The following is an 18,489-nucleotide window of genomic DNA, read 5'->3' as shown; positions in this document are numbered from 1 at the left end:
GCTTGCGGCCGGGCCTGCCCAGCCGGGTCTGCCCAGCCGCGTCGGCGGGCCGCCGTCAGTGGGAGACCATGCCGCTGACCATCGCCCGCCAGGTCACCGGCCCGGCGATCCCGTCGACCTCGACGCCGAACGCGGACAGCGCGGACTGGAACGCGCGCACGGCGCGCTCGGTCCGGGGCCCGAAGACCCCGTCCACGACGACGTCGAACCCGTCGCGGGTGTCGAGCTCCTGCTGCGCGCCGCGCACGGCGTGGCCGCGGCTGCCGTGCCGCACGGTCACGACGATCGCCTGCCAGGTGAGCGGGCCGACGACGCCGTCCGCCTCGAGGCCGAAGTCGCGCTGCGCGGCCCGCACCGCGGCCTCGGTGAGCGGGCCGAACGACGCGTCCACCTCGAGGTCGTGCCCGTGCTCGTTCAGCAGGTGCTGCACGGACGCCACCGGGTGGAAGCGGGCACCGCTCTTGACGATCGGCCACGGGTCGAGGGCCTTGTCGGTCGTGACGGACATGGGTGGTCTCCTTCACGGCGCCGGGCCGGACGAGTCTCGGTCCGCGGGACCCGGCGTCCTCGCCTGCGAGGGAGCGCCCGGCCCCGGTCGCAGATACGTCCGGGCGGTGCGAGCAGGTGCCGGCGGGGTGCGGGCTCAGCCCGCGGCCGCCCCCGCGCGGCGGGCGCGCAGCGCCGCCTGGGCGTTGCGGTTGGTGCACGCCACCGAGCAGTAGCGCCGCGAGCGGTTGCGGGACAGGTCGAGCACGAGGCCGTCGCAGTCCGCGTCGGCGCAGACCGCGAGCCGCGAGTGCTCGTCGGCGCGCACGACGTCGATCATCGCCATCGCGGTCTCGACGACGATGCGGGTGTCCAGCGGCGCGTCGGCGGCGACGGCGTGCAGGTGCCAGTCCTGGCCCGCGTGCCGCACCAGCCGGGGGACGGCGTGCTCCTGGGCGAGCAGCTCGTTGACCAGCCCGGGCGCGTGGTCCCGGTCCGCCAGGAGGAGCCGGCGCAGCCGCGGTGCCAGCGCCCGCACGCGCGCGAGCTCGTGGTCGGTCCCGTCGAGGCGGCCGGTGTACCCGTGGCGGGCGTAGAACGCCTCCAGTTCGGCGACCGTCGTCATCGTGGACGGCGGCTCCTCGGCGTTGACGAGGTCCACCGCGGCCAGCAGCGAGCTCTCGGTGTCATGCGCGAAGACCATGTTGACACGTTACATGAGACGGACCTAGCGTCATGACCCATGAGCGACGTGGCACATGACACCTCACGGTCCGCCCTGGGGACCGGGCTGATCCTGGCCGCGGTCTCGGCCGTGACCTTCAGCCTCTCCGGCCCGTTCGCCGCCGGGCTCTTCGCCACCGGCTGGAGCCCCGGGGCGGTCGTGCTCGTCCGCGTCGGGATCGGGGCGCTCGTCGTGCTGCCGTTCGGCGTCGTCGCCCTCCGCGGCGACTGGGGGCCCGTGCGGCGCAACGTGCGCCTCCTGCTCGTCTACGGCGCGCTCGGCGTCGCCGCCACGCAGTTCTGCTACTTCGCGGCCGTGCAGCACATGCAGGTCGGCCCGGCGCTGCTCATCGAGTACTCGTCGCCCGCCGCCGTCGTCACGTGGCTCTGGCTGCGGCACGGCCAGCGCCCGGGGCGGACCACGGTCGCCGGGATCGCGCTCGCGGCCGTCGGCCTGGTGCTCGTCCTCGACCTCACCGGGGCGCGGCTCGACCCGGTCGGCGTGGCGTGGGCGCTCGGCGCGATGGTCGGGGTCTCCGCCTACTTCCTCCTCAACGCCCGCGCCCACACCGGGCTGCCGCCGCTGAGCCTCGCCGCGGGCGGCCTCGTCGTGGGGGCCGCCGTCCTCGGGCTCCTGGCCGCCGTGGGCGTCATGCCGGTGACGGCGTCCGCCGACCCGGTCGACCTGGCGGGCGCGGTCGTGCCCACGTGGCTCGTGCTCGCGGTGCTCGGCGTGGTGACGGCCGGCGTCGCCTACGTCACCGGCGTCGGGGCCGGCCGACGGCTGGGCGCCCGCCCGTCGTCGTTCGTCGGGCTGCTCGAGGTGGTGAGCGCCGTCTTCTTCGCCTGGCTCCTGCTCGGCGAGCTGCCGAGCCCGGTCCAGCTGCTCGGCGGGCTCGTGCTGCTGACCGGCGTCGTCGTGGTGCAGCAGGGCGAGGCCGCGACCCGGCGGGCGGCCCCGCGCGGGACGGTCGAGCCCGTCGCCGCACCGGACTGACACCCCGGTCCGGCCGATCCTGCCGGGCCGAGAGCGCGGGACCCCGACACCCCGGAGATGCGACGATGCCCGCATGTCGCGCGTGATCGCCCAGATCCCCACCGCACCCGTCGCCGTGCCCGACGCGGTCCGCGAGCTCGCCGCGGGCGACGAGGTCGTGCCGGTGTGGCGCAACGAGCTGGGCGGCCTGACGTTCCGGCTCACCGGCTCCGGCGACGGCCGCTTCGTCAAGTGGGTCCCCGCCGGGACGCCGGAGCTCGACCTCGGCGCCGAGGCCGAGCGGCTCGCGTGGGCCGGCCGGTACACGCCCGTCCCGCGGGTGCTCGCGCAGGGACACGACGCGTCCGGCGCCTGGCTGGTGACGGCCGCCCTCGCCGGCCGGTCCGCCGTCGACCCGTACTGGCGGGCACGGCCCGAGGCCGCGGCGCGCGCCGTCGGGGCCGGCCTGCGCGCGATGCACGACGCCCTGCCCACCGGCGACTGCCCGTTCACCTGGTCGATCCGCGACCGCGTGGCCCGCCTGTCCCCGGACACCCGCCGGGAGGTCGGCGAGCTGCCGCCCGTCGACCGCCTCGTCGTGTGCCACGGCGACCCCTGCGCGCCCAACACCCTGGTGGCCGACGACGGCTCGTGGGCCGCGCACGTGGACCTGGACGCCCTGGGCGTCGCCGACCGGTGGGCCGACCTCGCCGTCGCGAGCTACAGCCTGGAGTGGAACTACGGCGACGGGTACGAGCCCGCGTTCTTCGACGCCTACGGCATCGCGCCCGACGCCGGGCGGATCGCTTTCTACCGCCACCTCTGGGACCTCGGCTGAGACCCACGGCAACGTGCGTGCTGACTTGTTCCGCATCCGGCCGACATGAGGAACAAGCCAGCACGCTCGTTGTTTCCGGGCGCGGCCTGGAAGACTGGCCCGACCATGACTTCCCCGACCTCCGCCCACGTCGCCGAGACCACCCCCGCGCCCCGCCCCGCCGGGACCCTCCTGCCGCACCTGCCGGCCCCGACCGGAGGTGCTCCCGACCCCGACGTGCTCTTCGAGAGCTTCGGCGAGTGGGCGTCGTCGACCGGCCGCGACCTGTACCCGCACCAGGAGGAGGCGCTGCTCGAGATCATGACGGGCTCGCACGTCGTGCTGGCCACCCCCACCGGCTCGGGCAAGTCGATGGTCGCGATGGGCGCGCAGTTCGCCGCGCTGGCCGCGCGCCGCTCCGGGCTCGGCGGCCGCACGTTCTACACCGCGCCGCTCAAGGCGCTGGTGAGCGAGAAGTTCTTCGACCTCGTCGCCGCGTTCGGCTCTCGCAACGTCGGCATGATGACGGGTGACTCCGCCGTGAACGCGGACGCCCCGATCATCTGCTGCACCGCGGAGATCCTCGCGAACCTCGCCCTGCGCGGCTCCGGCACCGACGGCTCCGACGCGGCCGGGCCCGACGGGTCCCGCGCCGACGACGCGATCACCCAGGTCGTCATGGACGAGTTCCACTTCTACGGCGACCCGCAGCGCGGCTGGGCGTGGCAGGTCCCGCTGCTGGAGATGCCGCACACGCAGTTCCTGCTGATGTCGGCGACGCTCGGCGACACGACGCGGCTGCGCGAGGACGTCACGGAGCGCACCGGCCGTCCCGTCGCCGAGGTCGCGGGGGCCGAGCGGCCGGTGCCGCTGACGTTCTCCTACGTCCTGGAGCCGCTGAACGAGGTCATCGCGGAGCTCGTGAGCACGCACCGGGCCCCGGTGTACGTCGTGCACTTCACGCAGAAGGACGCCGTCGAGCGGGCGCAGGCGCTGCTGTCGACGCCGCTGGCGTCGAAGGACGAGAAGGCCGGCATCGCGGCGGAGATCGGCGCGTTCCGGTTCGGCACGGGGTTCGGCAAGACGCTCAGCAAGTTCCTGCGCGCCGGCGTGGGCGTCCACCACGCGGGGATGCTGCCCAAGTACCGGCGCCTCGTGGAGCGGCTCACGCAGAAGGGCCTGCTCAAGGTCGTGTGCGGCACCGACACGCTCGGCGTCGGCATCAACGTGCCGATCCGCACCGTGCTGCTGACGTCGCTGGTGAAGTTCGACGGCGAGCGGATGCGCCACCTCACGGCGCGCGAGTTCCACCAGATCTCCGGGCGGGCCGGGCGCGCCGGCTACGACACGGTCGGCGAGGTCCTGGTCATGGCCCCCGAGCACGTCATCGAGAACCGCAAGGCGGTCGCGAAGGCCGGGGACGACCCGAAGAAGCTGAAGAAGATCGTGCGCAAGAAGGCGCCGTCGGGCGCCGTGAACTGGACGGACTCCACGTTCGAGCGCCTGCGCGACGCCGACCCCGAGCCCCTGTCCAGCCAGTTCCGGGTCAACCACGCGATGGTGCTCAACGTGCTCGCCCGCGCGAGCTCGAGCGCCTCGACGGGTCAGGCCGCCGACCCGATCGAGGCGATGCGCCACCTGCTCACCGCGAACCACGACACCGACGCGCAGAAGTCCGCGCACGTGCGCCAGACGTTCCGCATCTACCGCTCCCTGCGGCTGGCCGGAGTCGTGGAGAAGGTCCGCGTGCCCGACCCGTCGCGGCCGGCGGGCTACCGGCCGAGCGTGCGGCTGGTGGTGGACCTGCCGCGCGACTTCGCGCTCAACGCTCCCCTGTCGCCCTTCGCGCTCGCGGCGATGGACCTGCTCGACGTCGAGTCCCCCACGCACGTCCTGGACGTCGTGTCCGTCATCGAGGCGACCCTCGACGACCCCCGCCAGATCCTCTACGCCCAGCAGAACAAGGCGAAGGGCGAGGCCGTCGCGGCCATGAAGGCGGAGGGCATGGAGTACGAGGAGCGCATGGAGGCGCTGGAGGAGGTCACGTGGCCGCGCCCGCTGGCCGACCTGCTCGAGCCGGCCTTCGACGCGTACAAGCGCACCAACCCGTGGGTCGCCGGCGCCGAGCTCGCGCCGAAGTCCGTCGTGCGGGACATGCTCGAGCAGGCGATGACGTTCACCGAGCTGGTCTCCGTGTACGGGCTGGAGCGCACCGAGGGTGTCGTGCTGCGCTACCTCGCCGACGCGTACCGGGCCATGCGCCAGGTGGTGCCCGAGGAGCACCGCACCGAGGAGGTCGCGGAGGTCGTCGAGTGGCTGGGCGAGCTGGTGCGCGGCGTCGACTCCTCCCTGCTCGACGAGTGGGAGCGGCTGCAGAACCCGGTGGACGACGACGCCGACACCGTCGTGGAGGGTGAGCTGGCGGAGGCCGGCGCCGAGGCCCCCGCCCGGCCGGTCACCGGCAACCCGCGCGCCTTCCGCCGCCTGGTGCGCAACGCGATGTTCCGCCGGGTCGAGCTCGCCGCCCGCGAGGACTACGACGCCCTGGAGCGTCTCGACGGGGCGGCCGGCTGGGACGGCGACGCGTGGGCGGACGCCCTGGAGGAGCTGTTCGAGGCCCAGGGCGACGACGCCATCGGCATCGGCCCGGAGGCCAGGTCCGCGGCGCTGCTGACGGTCCTCGAGCCGGGGGCCGAGCTGCCCGCCGGGGCGACCACCCGCGGCGCCGACGACGGCGAGCACGGCGTCGTGCAGCCCGGCACGTGGTGGGTGCGGCAGGTGCTCGACGACACCGACGGCGACCACGACCGCGCCGTCACCGCGCTGGTGGACCTCGCGGCCAGCGACGAGGCCGGGGCGGTGTCGCTCACGATCGTCGACGTCGGCCGCCTCTGACCCGCCCGGCCGGCCGAGCGGTTGCGGGCATCGGGCGACGGCCGTGTGATCGGTTCAGGGCGCCGGTCCCGGCACCCCGTCACGTCAGGAGCCCGACATGGAGACCACGACCACCGTCTGGATCATCGTCGCGATCGTCGTCCTGCTGCTGCTCGTGCTCCTCGGGTGGCTCCTCGCGCGTCGCTCCCGCGCCGCCCGGGAACGCCGGCTCGCTGCCGAGCGCGAGGAGGCGGCCCGGCTGCGCCGGGAGGCCGAGCACGACCGCATCGCCGTCCAGGAGCACGAGGCGTCGGCCGCGAAGCTCGACGCCGAGGCCCGCATGTCTCAGGCCGAGGCCGACCGGAGGGCCGCCGAGGCGGCGCGCCTCCAGGAGGAGGCGCGGGCACGGGACGCGGCCCTCGGCGAGGACCGCGCCGCGATCGACGAGCGGCTGCGGCGCGCGGACGAGCTGGACCCCGGTCGCACCGCCGGCCCGGCCTCGGCCGACGAGCCGCCCGGCCGCGCGCCCGGTCATACGCCCCGCACGCCGGGCCACACGCCCGAGCACCGCGCGGACCCCGACGACCGCGTCTGACGGGGCCGCGGGTCACGTCAGCTCGGCGAGCCCCCGGACCAGCGTCGCGACCCCGCCCACGTAGGCAAGGACGATGAGCCCGCGGCGCATCGCGGCCGCGGACACCCGCGGCGCGACCAGGTCCCCGATGACCAGGCCGACGAGGATGGCGGCCATGACCACGGCCCACTGCCACCACGCGAAGGCGGGGAACGCCGCGTCGGTGAGGGTGAGCTTAGCGACGAGCGCCGCCAGCGCGTTGGTCGCGAAGTACGGCTGCGCCGTCGCGGCGAACCGGCGCGGGTCCCAGCCGCTGAGCACGGAGTAGATCGCGAGCGGCGGCCCGCCGATGCCGGCGGCGACACTGCCGAAACCGCTGGTCGTGCCGGTGACCACCAGCGGCCACCGCGACCCCGACCGCAGCGGGTGCTTCCCCTCGGCGCGCAGCCGGGAGGTGATGACGGCGAGCGTCATCGCGGCGACGACGACGGCACCCACGGTGATCTCCAGCGCGGCGGTGCTCGCGTCGCGCAGCAGCAGGGCGGCGGGGATCGTGGTGAGCACCGACGTCGACGCCAGCCACGCGTACTTCCGCCAGTCGACGTCACGGACGACCCGGCCCAGGATGAGCGTGGACGCGATCGCGCCCGAGAGGTTGACGAAGAGGACGCCTTCGAGCGGCCCCACGATGAGCACGATGAACGGCCCGGCGACGAGCCCGAACCCCATGCCCGTGACCCGCTGGAGAGACCCGCCGACGAGGATGGCGACGACGAGGAGGGCGAGCACCTGCCTACGGTACGCGACCGGCCACGAGCCGGAACTCCGCTGACGGCCGGGCCGGGGTCAGGCACAATCGCGGCGTGGCGAAGAAGGACGCGGCGCGCAGGACGACGCACGGGACGCCCGCCGTGGTGGCCCTCGACCGGGCGGGCGTGCCCTACGAGCTGCACGCCTACACCCACGACGCGGCGTCGGGGCTGAGCTACGGTCTCGGGGCCGCGGCCGCGATCGGCGCCGACCCCGCGCACGTGTTCAAGACGCTGATGGCCGAGGTCGACGGCGCCCTGGTGGTCGCCGTCGTGCCCGTGGACCGGTCGCTCGACCTCAAGGCCCTGGCACGCGCCGTCGGCGGCAAGCGGGCGACGATGGCCGACCCGGGCGCCGCGCAGCGCGCGACCGGCTACGTGGTGGGCGGGATCTCGCCGCTGGGGCAGAAGCACCGGCACCCGACGGTGCTGGACGCCACGGCCGACGCCCTGGACCGGGTGTACGTCTCGGGCGGACGGCGCGGCCTCGACGTCGCGCTCGCCCCGGCCGACCTGTTGCGCCTCACCGACGGCCGCACGGCGCCGATCGCCCGCTGACGCCGACCGTCAGGCGCGCTGGTAGGTGGGGAACCGGGCGTCGCTCGGCACGATGTCCTTGCCGAGCGGGAGCAGCGAGATCGGGATCATCTTGACGTTCGCGATCGCGAGCGGGATGCCGATGATGGTGATCGCCTGCGCGATCGCCGTGGTGATGTGCCCGATGGTGAGCCAGATGCCGGCGAAGACGATCCAGATGACGTTGCCGAGCACGGACCAGCCGCCGGCGCCCGGCTTGTCGACGACCGTGCGCCCGAACGGCCACAGCGCGTAGCCCGCGATGCGGAACGACGCGATGCCCCACGGGATCGCGACGATCGTGATGCAGCACAGGATCCCCGCCGCGGCGTAGCCGAGCGCGAGCCACAGGCCGCCGAAGATGAGCCAGATGATGTTGAGCAGCGCCTTCACGCCCCGATCCTCCCATCGGCGCCACGTCCGGGGCATCGGGGATGCCCCGGGTGCGGACCCCGAGACCCGGCCCCTGCGCCGGGCCGCGGGTCCGTAGACTGCACGCATGCCCAGCAGTCCCGGGATCCCCGCACGCCTGGCCGCCGTCCACGAGCGCGCCGCCGCCGCCGCCGAGGCCGCCGGTCGCGACCCGCACGACGTCCGCGTCCTGCTCGCGACCAAGACGCAGGACGCCCCCGCGGTGCTCGCGGGCGTCGAGGCCGCGCTGGCGGCGGCGGACCGGGCCGGCGACGGGCGCCCGGTGCTCGTCGGCGAGAACCGGGTGCAGGAGCTGGTCGCCAAGGCACCCGCCCTGGCCGACCTGGTGGCCGCGGGCCGGCTCGGCGTCCACATGATCGGGCACCTGCAGCGCAACAAGGCCAACCAGGTGCTCGCCACCGCGACGTGCGTCGAGTCGGTCGACTCGCTCGCGCTCGCCACGGCCCTGGCCGCCCGGGCCGAGCGCGACGGCCGCACGCTCGACGTGATGGTGCAGGTCAACGTCTCGGGCGAGGAGAGCAAGTCGGGCGTGCCCCCCGAGGACGCCGCGGTCTTCGCCACCCGGGTGGCGGGCCTGGCGGGCCTGCGCCTGACGGGGTTCATGACCATCGGCGCCCGCTCGGACGACGACGCCGTGGTCCGGGCCGGCTTCGCGCGCCTGCGGGGCGTGCGCGACGAGGTGCTGGCGAGCGGTTCCCCCGGCACCGCCGACGCGCGCGAGCTGTCGATGGGGATGACGGGCGACCTGGAGCTCGCGGTCGCCGAAGGCGCGACGATCGTCCGCGTCGGCACCGCCGTCTTCGGCGCCCGCCCCACTCCCGCGGGGTAGGGCGCCTCCCGCGCACGACCCCGCCGCGGCCGGGCTACCTCGCGGGGGCCGCGCCGAGCCGGGCGAGCGCACCGCGCACGCCCCCGTCCCCCGCCATGGACCGGCGCGCGGCCGCGACGTCCACGCCCGCGAGGAGCATGACGAGCGCGACCTGCACCTCTCCCCCGGCCTCGGCCAGGACGGGCGCGCAGACCTCCGGCTCGAGCCCCGTCGCCTGGCTGAGCAGCCGCACGAGGCGGGCACGCAGCTTCGCGTTGGTGGCCCGCACGTCGACCATGAGGTTGGAGTAGGTCTTGCCGAGCCGCACCATCGTCGCGGTGGAGAACGTGTTGAGCACGATCTTCTGCGCGGTGGCGGCCTTCATCCGGGTGGAGCCGGTGATCGCCTCCGGGCCGGTGTCCAGGAGGATCGCCACGTCCACGCCGACCGCCAGCGGCGCCGACGGGTTGGCGCTCACCAGCGCCGTGCGCGCCCCGCGCTCGCGCGCCAGCTCGAGCGCACCACCCACGTAGGGGGTGCGGCCGCTCGCGGCCAGCCCGACGACGAGGTCGTGCGGGCCGACGTGGTCGAGGTCCCGGCGGCCGGTCGCGGCGTCGTCCTCCGCACCCTCGACCGAGACCGTCATCGCGTCCGGGCCGCCCGCGAGGTGGGCGTCGAACCACTCGCTGCCGACGCCGTAGGTCGGGGCCAGCTCGACGGCGTCCAGGACGCCCAGCCGCCCGGACGTGCCGGCCCCGACGTAGTGCACCCGGCCGCCCGCCCGGATCGCGGCCACCGCGAGCTCGACCGCCTGCGTCACGCGGAAGCGCTCGGCCCGCACGACGCTCGCCACCCCGGCGTCCTCCTCCATGATCAGCCGCACGACGTCGGCGGACGGGAGCAGGTCGAGGTCGGTGGTGCGGGGGTTGCGCTCCTCGGTCGGCGACACGAGCCGCGCGACGGAGAGCAGGCTCTCTCGATCGGCCCGGCCGTCGTCGGTCCCGTCCGGTGGGGCCCCGGGCGAGCGGGTGCCCTCCGGCTCGGCGGACTCCGGCGGCTCCGGCGGCTCGGAGGGCACTGCGGACACGGTCGTCATCGTTGACTTCCTCTCGGGGACGTGAGCAGGGCCTGGGGCGCTGTCGAGAGCACGAGCCGGCGCACGGGGGTGCGCACGGCCGGGACCGGCAACGGGGTCGGGGGCGTGAGGGAGCCGAGGACGACGGGGCGACGTGCGCCCGTCGCCTGCCGGCGCTGCGGACCGGGCGCCGTGCCGGGCACCCCGTGCACGCCCAGGAAGCCCAGCAGGGCGAAGAGGTAGGCCTCCTTGGCGTCCGACGGCAGCCCCAGCTCGTCGGCCGCCACCAGCGACGTGCCGGGCGGCAGGTGCGCGGCCAGCCGGTCGCGCAGCACCAGGCTGCGGGCGCCGGCGCCCGAGATCACCACCCGCTCGACCCCGCCGGCGGGCGCGTGCGCCGCGAGGGAGCGCGCGATGGTGACGGCGGTGAGCTCGGCAGCCGCCTCGACGTCCTCCGGCCCGGCGCCGGGCTGCTGCACGGCATCGTCGACGAGCCGGGTCCCGGGGCCGGCGTCCCAGGTCAGCACCGGGTCCCCGACCGCTCCCACGAGCGTGGCGCTCGCGTCGGCGTCGAGCGTCAGCGCGACGGTGGGCCGCGCGCCGGAGCCGGGCTCCGCGCCCAGCCAGAGCACGTCCAGCAGGCTCACCAGCGGTGCCCCCTGACCGCCGGCGGCCACGTCGGCCGCCCGCAGGTCGCTGACGACGGGCCGCCGGGCCCGCTCGGCGATCCAGGCGGCGCTGCCCAGCTGCAGCGTCCCGCGGGCCCGGCCGCCGACCACCCAGTGGTGCAGGGTCTGCCCGTGCGAGGCGACGAGGTCGGCGTCGCCGCCCGCCAGGTCGTCGACGGCGCGACGTGCGGCCGCCCCGAGCTCCTGGCCGACGAGCGTGTCCAGGGCGCAGACCTCGCCCATGTCGACCGAGGCGGGCGGCAGCGCCGCGAGGACGCGGCGCCGCAGCATGTCGGGCCATGCGTACGCCGCGTGGCCCAGCGGGCGCAGGTGCAGCGTGCCGTCGGCGCGCAGGTCGAGGTCCGCCGCGGCGGCGTCGATGACGTCGACGGCGGCGGACGACGAGAGCCCGATGACGATCACGGCGCGCTCCGGTCGGTCGGGGGGTCGTCCCAGCCGGCGGCGAGGAGCCGGACGGCGGCCTCGGCGTTCGCCCGCCCGGTGCCGCAGGCCAGCACGACGGCGGGCGGGCCTCCGGGCAGGTCGGCGAACCACCGCTCGCCCGCCGGGACGCCGGTGTGCACGACGGCGAGGCCGGGGCGGGCGGCGCACAGCCGTTCCAGCCGGTCGCGCTCGGCGGTCCCGGGTGCCGGCTCCCGCGTCACCACGACCAGCGGCCGGGGCGCGGGGACGTCCTGGGGCGCCAGGGTCGCGAGCAGCCCGGCGAACGCGTCGTCGTCGAGCGCGGGGTGCACGACGGCGGACGGCCACCTCTCGGTCAGGGCGCGCTGCACGTGCTGCGCGGTGCGGCCGGCGGCGTGGTCGAGGCGCAGGCGCAGGTCCACGACGTCGGGGCCGCCGTCCAGAGCCGGGAGCGCGGCTCCGGCCGGGCGGACGGCGGACCGGGCCAGCGCCGCGCCCAGGTCGGCGAGCTCGTGCTGCGCGCGCTGCGCGGCGGCCGGCCCCGTCTCGACCCCCGCCCGCGCGCGACGCGTCCGCACGCGCTCGACCAGGGCCGCGGTGCGGGCCGCCGACCGCGTGAGCCGCTCGAGCGGCACCCGCCCGCCGTGCACCGCGGCCTCCAGCGCCTGCGCCGCGCCGCGGAGCAGCGCGCCGTCGTCGCGCCCCTGGGTCGTGCCGAGGCACAGCAGGTCGGCCCCGGCCTCGACGGCCCGCACGGCGGCCTCGCCGACGTCCGCGCCGTCGGAGACCGCGCGCATGTCGAGCGCGTCGGTGATCACGGGCCCGGCGAACCCGAGCTCGCGAGCCAGCGCGACGACGGCGGGCTCGAGCGACGCGGGCGCCGGCCCGAGCGCCGGGACCAGGACGTGCGCCGTCATGAGGGCGTCCAGCCCCGGGCCGCCGTCCGCGTCCGGCGCGAGGGCGGCGACGAACGGCGCGAGGTCGCGGCGGCGCAGCTCGTCGAGGCTCGCGTCCACGACGGGCAGCTCCAGGTGGGAGTCCGTGGTGGTCGAACCGTGCCCGGGGAAGTGCTTGGCGCAGGCCGCGACGCCGCCGCGGTGCAGGCCACGGGCGAACGCGACCCCGTGCCGGGCGACGAGCCACGGCGAGCTCCCGAACGCGCGCACCCCGATCACCGGGTTCTCGGGCCGGTTGACGTCGAGGACGGGCGCGAGGTCCAGGTCGACACCGACGGCCGCGAGCAGCCGCCCGAGCGCCTCGCCGGCCTCGTGGGTGGCCCGCTCGTCGTCGAGCAGCCCGAGCGCTGCCGACCCCGGGAGCGACGACCCGCGCCGGGCCTCGAGGCGGGAGACGTCGCCGCCCTCCTCGTCGACCGCGACGAGGAGGCCCGGCGCCAGCTCGTGCAGGGCCGTGGTGAGGTCCGTCGTCGTGGCCAGGTCGGGGGTGTTCTGCCCGAACAGGACCACGCCGGCGAGCCCCTGGCGGGCGGCGTCCCGCAGCCAGCCCGGGACGCTCGTGCCGGTGAACCCGGGCAGCAGCACCCCGAGGACCGCGCGGGTCACCGCGTCGTCGGCGGCCACGTCAGCCCTTCACCGCGCCCGCGGTCAGACCGCCGGCGAGCCGTCGCTGCACGAGGATGAAGAAGATCATCACGGGCAGCGTGATGATCGTGGACGCCGCCATGATCGCCCCCCAGTCGTTGGAGTGCTGGCCGAAGAAGGAGCGCAGACCGATCGCGACGGTGTAGTTCTGCGTCTCCCCGCCGAGCAGCGTCATCGCGAAGACGAACTCGTTCCAGGCGGTGATGAAGCTGAAGATGCTCGTCGCCACCAGGCCCGGGGCCACGAGCGGCAGCAGGACGGACCGGAACATGCGCCCCCAGGTGGCCCCGTCGAGGTAGGCGGCCTCCTCCAGCTCGACCGGGACGGCCGCCACGAAGCCGCGCAGCATCCAGATGCCGAACGGCAGCGCCAGGGCCACGTAGACGACGACCAGACCGGTGAGGGTGCCGAGCAGCTGCAGGTCGCGCACCTGCACGAACAGCGGGATGACGAGGGCCTCGAGGGGCACCATCTGCACCACGAGCACCAGCATCAGCACCTGCGCGCGCCCCCAGAACCGGAACCGCGCCACCGCGACCGACGCGAGCAGCGCCAGCAGCGAGGAGGCGAGGACGGTGGCGAGCGCGACGAGCAACGAGTTGCGCAGGAAGACGTCGAAGCCGCCGTCCGACAGCACGAACCTGAAGTGCTCGAGCGTCGGGCTGGCCGGCACGAAGGACGTGCCCAGCCCGGCCTTGGCGTCGAAGGCGCTGACCAGCATCCAGTACACGGGGAAGAGCGTGAAGACCAGCAGCGCGACGACGGCGACGGCCTTGCCGGCGCGCACCGCCGGGGACGGCCGGCGGGACCCGCGCCGCGGCGGCGGGGCCGGGCGGCGCGTGACGGGCGCGGGAGCGGTGGTGGTCGCGGTGCTCACAGCTCCTCCTCCTTCAGGATGGTCCGCACGTACATGACCGTGATGACGAGCAGCAGCACCGTCAGCAGCACGGCGATGGCGGACCCGAAGCCGTAGCGGTTCTGCCCGAACGACTCGGTGTACGACCACACGCCGAGGTTGAGCACCTCGCGGTTGCTGCCGGCGCCGCCGGGCATGAGGTAGATCTGCGCGAAGACCTTGAAGTCCCAGATCGTCGACAGGATGATCACGACGGCGAAGATCTGCCGCAGCTGGGGCACGATCACGGAGAAGAACCGCCGCCAGGGCCCGGCGCCGTCGATCTCGGCGGCCTCGAGCAGCTCCTTCGGCACGCCCAGCAGCCCCGCGAGCACGGTGACGGCCACGAACGGGAAGCCGTGGTGCACCACGTTGAGCAGCACGATCGCGTAGAACGACCAGCGGTCGGTGAACCAGTTCACCGGCGCGTCCTGGAGGCCCAGCGCCTGCATGACGTGGTTGAAGACGCCGCGGTCGGCGTCGAAGATCCACACCCACACGTAGGTGCCGGTGACGGCGGGCATCGCCCAGGCCGCCATGATCGCGCTCGAGACGACGGTGCGCCAGAGGCGCCCGAGCGACGCGAGGAGCACGGCGACGGCCGTGCCGAAGACGACGGTGCAGCCGACCGACAGGACCGCGAAGACGACCGTGTTCGGCAGGACGACGGCCCACAGCTGCTCCGAGGTGAAGATCTCCACGAAGTTGCCGAGGCCGATCCAGTTCGGCTCGCCCGAGACGATCTCGCGCAGCCCGTAGTCCTGCACGGAGAACAGCGCGACCTGGACCAGGGGCCACAGCAGCAGCACCGCGAGCACCGCGAGGGCGGGGGTGAGCAGCATCCACGGGCGCACGCGCGCCATGAGGGACCTGCCGGGCGGGCGGCGCCCGCCGGCCCCGGGAACGCGATCGGGGCCGGCGGGTGCCGCGACGGGGAGCGTGCTCGTCATGCGTCAGTTGTCGCTGTTGAGGAGCGAGGTCATCTCCTGGGCGGCCTTCGAGCTCGCGGTGGCCACGTCCTCGGAGCCGGACAGGATCGACTGCATCATCGTGCTCGTCGTGAGCTTGGCCTGGACGTCGCCGTAGTTCGGCGACACGGGCGGGGACGCGCCGGCCTCGACGAACTGCTTGGCGAACGGCGCGACCAGCGGGTCGGTGCTGGCCAGCGTCTCGTCCAGCAGCGACGTCTGGCCCGGGAAGTACCCGGCCTGCTCGCCCCACGTCGTCGCGAACTCGCCGGTCGTCATGAGCTCGACGAACTCGAAGGCGAGGTCCTGGTCGTCGGCGGTGGAGAACATGCTCAGGTGCGAGCCGCCCAGCACCGACGGGGACATCCCGCCCTCCTTGCCCGGGATGGGCACGGCGGCGAACTTGCCCTCCATGTCCGCGTTCGCCTCGACGATGGCGCCCGGGGTCCAGGACCCCATGACCGCCATCCCGACGTCGCCCTTGGCGAAGGCGTCGAGCACGTCCGTCTCGCGCCAGGTCGTGGCGCCCGCGGACGAGTAGCCCTGCTCCGCGAGGCCCGTCCAGAAGGAGATGCCCTCCTGTGCCTCGGGGCTGTGCAGGCCGGAGGTCCAGGTGCCGCCGTCCTGCGTCGCGACCTCTCCCCCGGCGCCCCAGACCCACGGGTACACCGTGAACTCGGCGTCGCCGGGGACCGCCACGGGGATCACGTCGGGAGACGTCGCCTTGATCTTCTTCGCGGCCTGCTCGATCTCGGCCCACGTGGTGGGCGGCTCGACGCCGGCCTTCTCGAAGATCTCCGTGTTGTAGACCAGCGAGCGGACCCCGGCGTACCAGGGCATGCCGTACAGCTCGTCCTCGAACGTCCCCGCCTCGACGAGGCCCTCGACCAGGTCGTCGTCCAGGCCGGCAGCCGCCACGTACTCGTCGAGGGGCGCGAGCGCGCCCGCGTCGGCGAACTCGGCCGTCCAGGTCGTGCCGGTCTCGGCGACGTCCGGCGTGGTGCCGCCCGCGATCGCCGTGACGAACCGGTCGTGCGCGTCGGCCCACTCGATGAACTCGACGTTGAGGTCGGCGCCCGTCTGCTCCTTGAACGCGGCGCCCACCTCGTCGAAGAACGCGTCCGCGCTCGGGTTGGTGCCCTGCATGATCCAGACGTCGAGCGAGTCGGCGTCGCCGCCTCCGTCGTCGCCCGACCCGCCGCACGCGGTCACGCCGAGCGCCACCAGCGCCGTCGTGGCCACCGCCGTGGTCGTCCGGCTCCAGGTCCGTGCCCGCATCCTTGTCCCTCCTTGGGCAGCTCTCGGCCGCCGTGCTCGTCCCGGCGCCGCAGGCGCCGTCGTCCCCTCGCAGCCGTGCCGTGACCTCGTCGTCGGCCTGACCCCGTCGTCGTCGACGGTGCGGGTCGTTCCGCACCACCGGCAGCACCGCCGGTCAGCGGGCGGCTGAAAGGAAGTTCCGGCCGCTTGCTGTTCGACGAAGAATACTGACGTGAGGAGGGTAACGGAAGCGCGCCCACCAGGTCGTGACCCGATGGTGACGTGTCGTGCCGCGGCGCCGGGCGGGCAGGGACGCGCTCAGGGCACCCGGTTGATCCAGGCGGGGCTCGCGAACTTGGTCCGCACCAGCTCGTCCGCGCGGGCGAGCTCCTCGGGGCGCAGGGCGGAGTCGGTCGTCGCGTAGATGCTCTTGAAGTGCGCCTCGAACGCGTCGAGGATCGCCTCGCGCGACAGGCCGGTCTGCGAGCGCAGCGGGTCGACCCGCTTGTTGGCGCTCCGGGTGCCCTTGTCCGAGAGCTTCTCCCGGCCGATCCGCAGCACCTCGAGCATCTTGGCGTTGTCGATGTCGTACGCCATGGTCATGTGGTGCAGGACCGCGCCGCCCGCGAGGCGCTTCTGCGCCGAGCCCGCGAGCTTGCCCGCCGGGGACGCGACGTCGTTCATGCCGGAGAAGTACGCCTCGACGCCGACGTCCGCCAGGGCGCCGAGCACCCACTGGTCGAGGAAGGCGTAGGACTGTTCGAACGACATCCCGTCCACCAGGGAGGACGGCACCACGAGCGAGAACGTCACGCAGTTGCCCGCCTCCATGAACATCGCGCCCCCGCCGGAGATGCGCCGCACCACGGTGACGTCGTGCTTGCGGACGCCGGCCGGGTCCACCTCGTTCGACAGCGACTGGAACGACCCGATGAACACGGCCCGCTCGTCCCAGTCCCAGAAGCGCAGCGTCGGCCCGCGGCGGCCCGCCGCGAGCTCCTCGGTGAGAACCTGGTCGAGCGCGGCGAGCGTGGCCGGGGGCAGCGGCCCGGGACGCAGCACCTCGAACGTGTGGTCGGTCCACGTCGTGGCCAGCCCGAGCGCCCGGCGCACGGCCACGGCCACCGCCCACGCGTCGAACCCGACCATCGCGACGGGCCCGGTCACGCGGCCGCTGCTCTCCGCCTCGCGGAGCGCCTCGTCGACCGTGCGCGCGAGCTCGCCGGTGGACGTGCCGACCGGCGTGCCGGCGAGGGCCTCGTCGATCACCTCGAGCGCGTCGTCGGGCTCCAGGAAGAAGTCGCCGCTGAGGCGGACCTGCGCCAGGACGTCGTCGCTCGTCTCGACGTCGACCACCACGAGCTTGCCACCAGGGACCTTGTACTCACCGTGCACCCGACCACCGTAGCCGCGCGGCGGCGGGGCGCGCGGTACTCTCGGTCACAATCCGGCTCCGGGCAGCACCTCGGGAGAGATCTTCGACAGCTCGCCCCAGGCAGGAAACTCAGTGCCACACTGGGCGGTGAGCGTGGCGCTGGTGCCGGCGACCACCGTCGCGCCGACTCGACCCCTCCCGAGAGGAGCCCCGGATGAACGGCGACGTGCTCGTCCGCCTCCGCCAGTCCCTGCCCACGCTGCGCCCGGCGGAGGCCCGCATCGCCCAGGTCGTGCTCGACGACCCGAGCGGCGTCGTCGGCGCCACCATCACCGAGCTCGCCGCACGGGCGGGCACGTCCCAGGCGACGGTCGTGCGCTTCTGCCGGGCCGTCGGCTACGCGGGCTACCCCGAGTTCCGCATCGACCTCGCCCAGGCCACGAGCCGCCAGGCCGTCGAGCTCGAGCGCTCCGGCATCGCCGAGGGCGAGATCAACCAGACCGACACCACGACCGACGTCGTGTCCAAGATCGCGTTCCACGAGGCGCGCACGATCGAGGAGACGGCCCGCATGCTCGACCTCGACGCCCTCGAGCGGGCGGTGGCCGCGGTCGCCGCCGCGCCGCGCGTCGACGTCTACGGCGTCGGCTCCAGCGGGCTCACCGCGCAGGACCTGCAGCAGAAGCTGTCGCGGATCGGCATCGTGTGCTCGGCCCCGACGGACCCCCACGGGCAGCTCACCTCCGCCGCGCTCCTGTCCCCCGGCTGCGTCGCCGTGGCCGTGTCGCACACCGGGCGCACCGTCGAGGCGTACCAGTCGCTGACGCTCGCGCGCGACGCAGGCGCCACCACCGTCGCCGTGACCAACTTCCCCGCGTCACCGCTGGCGGAGGCGGCCGACGTCGTGCTCACCACGACCGCCCGGGAGACGCAGTTCCGCTCCGGCGCGATGTCCAGCCGCATCGCGCAGCTCGCCGTGGTCGACTTCCTCTTCGTGCGCGTCGCGCAGCAGCGTTACGACGCGACCGGCGCCGCGCTCAAGGCGACCTACGACGCCGTGCAGGCGCACCGGCTGCACCCCCGCACCCGCTGACGCCCCCGCGCGTCGGCGCTCGGCGGGCCGGTCAGCAGGGCCGGTCAGCAGGGCCGGTC

At 74.8% G+C, this 18,489-nt stretch carries 18 protein-coding genes; 7 read left to right on the top strand and 11 right to left on the bottom strand.

Going from position 1 to position 18,489, the window contains the following annotated elements; genetic code table 11:
• Positions 1-55: 55 nt before the first annotated feature.
• Entirely contained in the window at positions 56-508 is a 453-nt protein-coding gene (locus tag IEW03_RS04510; RefSeq protein ID WP_188522482.1) for a peptidoglycan-binding domain-containing protein, read from the bottom strand.
• 135 nt (positions 509-643) lie between these two features.
• A complete protein-coding gene (locus tag IEW03_RS04505) occupies positions 644-1,189 on the bottom strand; it encodes a CGNR zinc finger domain-containing protein (protein WP_188522481.1) in 546 nt (181 codons plus the stop codon).
• 39 nt (positions 1,190-1,228) lie between these two features.
• Between IEW03_RS04505 and IEW03_RS04500 the strand changes: the two genes are divergently transcribed.
• The 4 genes from IEW03_RS04500 to IEW03_RS04485 all read left to right on the top strand — a co-directional run bounded on the left by IEW03_RS04500 (position 1,229) and on the right by IEW03_RS04485 (position 6,471).
• Positions 1,229-2,206, top strand: a complete 978-nt coding sequence (locus tag IEW03_RS04500; protein ID WP_188522480.1) for an EamA family transporter — start codon at positions 1,229-1,231, stop codon at positions 2,204-2,206.
• A 73-nt stretch (positions 2,207-2,279) separates the two neighbouring features.
• Positions 2,280-3,023: an aminoglycoside 3'-phosphotransferase gene (locus tag IEW03_RS04495; protein ID WP_188522479.1), complete on the top strand. Its 744-nt coding sequence runs from the start codon at positions 2,280-2,282 to the stop codon at positions 3,021-3,023.
• A 105-nt stretch (positions 3,024-3,128) separates the two neighbouring features.
• Positions 3,129-5,897 (top strand): DEAD/DEAH box helicase, encoded by a 2,769-nt coding sequence (locus IEW03_RS04490; protein ID WP_188522478.1) that lies wholly within the window; start codon positions 3,129-3,131, stop codon positions 5,895-5,897.
• Positions 5,898-5,994: 97 nt separating this feature from the next.
• Complete coding sequence (locus IEW03_RS04485; protein WP_188522477.1) at positions 5,995-6,471, top strand: hypothetical protein; 477 nt, start codon at positions 5,995-5,997, stop codon at positions 6,469-6,471.
• Between the two features lie 12 nt (positions 6,472-6,483).
• On the opposite strand, the gene IEW03_RS04480 is transcribed toward IEW03_RS04485, so the two are convergent.
• Positions 6,484-7,239, bottom strand: coding sequence for a sulfite exporter TauE/SafE family protein (locus IEW03_RS04480; RefSeq protein WP_188522476.1), 756 nt, complete (start codon positions 7,237-7,239; stop codon positions 6,484-6,486).
• 74 nt (positions 7,240-7,313) lie between these two features.
• Here IEW03_RS04480 and ybaK point away from each other — a divergent pair, with 74 nt between their 5' ends.
• Positions 7,314-7,817: a Cys-tRNA(Pro) deacylase gene (gene ybaK / locus IEW03_RS04475; protein WP_188522475.1), complete on the top strand. Its 504-nt coding sequence runs from the start codon at positions 7,314-7,316 to the stop codon at positions 7,815-7,817.
• 9 nt (positions 7,818-7,826) lie between these two features.
• On the opposite strand, the gene IEW03_RS04470 is transcribed toward ybaK, so the two are convergent.
• Positions 7,827-8,228 carry a YccF domain-containing protein gene (locus tag IEW03_RS04470; protein ID WP_188522474.1) on the bottom strand — a complete coding sequence of 134 codons (402 nt, stop codon included), beginning with the start codon at positions 8,226-8,228 and terminating at the stop codon, positions 7,827-7,829.
• A 106-nt stretch (positions 8,229-8,334) separates the two neighbouring features.
• Here IEW03_RS04470 and IEW03_RS04465 point away from each other — a divergent pair, with 106 nt between their 5' ends.
• Positions 8,335-9,096 (top strand): YggS family pyridoxal phosphate-dependent enzyme, encoded by a 762-nt coding sequence (locus tag IEW03_RS04465; RefSeq protein ID WP_188522473.1) that lies wholly within the window; start codon positions 8,335-8,337, stop codon positions 9,094-9,096.
• Between the two features lie 34 nt (positions 9,097-9,130).
• On the opposite strand, the gene IEW03_RS04460 is transcribed toward IEW03_RS04465, so the two are convergent.
• From IEW03_RS04460 to lplB, 7 genes are all read right to left on the bottom strand, one after another.
• Positions 9,131-10,171, bottom strand: coding sequence for an N-acetylmuramic acid 6-phosphate etherase (locus tag IEW03_RS04460; protein ID WP_188522472.1), 1,041 nt, complete (start codon positions 10,169-10,171; stop codon positions 9,131-9,133).
• On the bottom strand, positions 10,168-11,241 hold the full coding sequence (locus tag IEW03_RS04455) for an anhydro-N-acetylmuramic acid kinase (RefSeq protein WP_188522471.1): 1,074 nt from the start codon (positions 11,239-11,241) through the stop codon (positions 10,168-10,170). Before IEW03_RS04455 ends, IEW03_RS04460 begins: the two co-directional genes overlap by 4 nt.
• On the bottom strand, positions 11,238-12,821 hold the full coding sequence (locus tag IEW03_RS04450) for a glycoside hydrolase family 3 N-terminal domain-containing protein (protein WP_188522470.1): 1,584 nt from the start codon (positions 12,819-12,821) through the stop codon (positions 11,238-11,240). Before IEW03_RS04450 ends, IEW03_RS04455 begins: the two co-directional genes overlap by 4 nt.
• A 1-nt stretch (position 12,822) precedes the next feature.
• Positions 12,823-13,629, bottom strand: a complete 807-nt coding sequence (locus IEW03_RS04445; RefSeq protein WP_229737626.1) for a carbohydrate ABC transporter permease — start codon at positions 13,627-13,629, stop codon at positions 12,823-12,825.
• An 86-nt stretch (positions 13,630-13,715) separates the two neighbouring features.
• Complete coding sequence (locus IEW03_RS04440; protein WP_188522468.1) at positions 13,716-14,687, bottom strand: carbohydrate ABC transporter permease; 972 nt, start codon at positions 14,685-14,687, stop codon at positions 13,716-13,718.
• A gap of 3 nt (positions 14,688-14,690) precedes the next feature.
• Positions 14,691-15,983 (bottom strand): sugar ABC transporter substrate-binding protein, encoded by a 1,293-nt coding sequence (locus tag IEW03_RS04435; RefSeq protein ID WP_188522467.1) that lies wholly within the window; start codon positions 15,981-15,983, stop codon positions 14,691-14,693.
• A gap of 297 nt (positions 15,984-16,280) precedes the next feature.
• Positions 16,281-17,357 (bottom strand): lipoate-protein ligase small subunit, encoded by a 1,077-nt coding sequence (gene lplB / locus IEW03_RS04430; protein WP_188522466.1) that lies wholly within the window; start codon positions 17,355-17,357, stop codon positions 16,281-16,283.
• A 194-nt stretch (positions 17,358-17,551) separates the two neighbouring features.
• Here lplB and IEW03_RS04425 point away from each other — a divergent pair, with 194 nt between their 5' ends.
• Positions 17,552-18,430, top strand: coding sequence for a MurR/RpiR family transcriptional regulator (locus tag IEW03_RS04425; protein WP_188522465.1), 879 nt, complete (start codon positions 17,552-17,554; stop codon positions 18,428-18,430).
• Positions 18,431-18,489: the final 59 nt, after the last annotated feature.

It is taken from the genome of Isoptericola cucumis, from assembly GCF_014635665.1.
Lineage (GTDB): Bacteria > Actinomycetota > Actinomycetes > Actinomycetales > Cellulomonadaceae > Isoptericola > Isoptericola cucumis.
The sequence above is the reverse complement of the archived record's forward strand: the minus strand, read 5'-3'. Positions and strand labels throughout refer to the sequence as shown.

Bases quoted from the DNA above. Each gene is read 5' to 3' on its own strand.
- IEW03_RS04485 (WP_188522477.1), top strand. From the start codon at position 5,995: ATGGAGACCACGACCACCGTCTGGATCATCGTCGCGATCGTCGTCCTG.
- IEW03_RS04495 (WP_188522479.1), top strand. From the start codon at position 2,280: ATGTCGCGCGTGATCGCCCAGATCCCCACCGCACCCGTCGCCGTGCCC.
- IEW03_RS04465 (WP_188522473.1), top strand. From the start codon at position 8,335: ATGCCCAGCAGTCCCGGGATCCCCGCACGCCTGGCCGCCGTCCACGAG.
- IEW03_RS04505 (WP_188522481.1), bottom strand. From the start codon at position 1,189: ATGGTCTTCGCGCATGACACCGAGAGCTCGCTGCTGGCCGCGGTGGAC.
- IEW03_RS04440 (WP_188522468.1), bottom strand. From the start codon at position 14,687: ATGACGAGCACGCTCCCCGTCGCGGCACCCGCCGGCCCCGATCGCGTT.
- IEW03_RS04435 (WP_188522467.1), bottom strand. From the start codon at position 15,983: ATGCGGGCACGGACCTGGAGCCGGACGACCACGGCGGTGGCCACGACG.
- IEW03_RS04510 (WP_188522482.1), bottom strand. From the start codon at position 508: ATGTCCGTCACGACCGACAAGGCCCTCGACCCGTGGCCGATCGTCAAG.
- IEW03_RS04500 (WP_188522480.1), top strand. From the start codon at position 1,229: ATGAGCGACGTGGCACATGACACCTCACGGTCCGCCCTGGGGACCGGG.
- IEW03_RS04425 (WP_188522465.1), top strand. From the start codon at position 17,552: ATGAACGGCGACGTGCTCGTCCGCCTCCGCCAGTCCCTGCCCACGCTG.
- IEW03_RS04490 (WP_188522478.1), top strand. From the start codon at position 3,129: ATGACTTCCCCGACCTCCGCCCACGTCGCCGAGACCACCCCCGCGCCC.
- IEW03_RS04460 (WP_188522472.1), bottom strand. From the start codon at position 10,171: ATGACGACCGTGTCCGCAGTGCCCTCCGAGCCGCCGGAGCCGCCGGAG.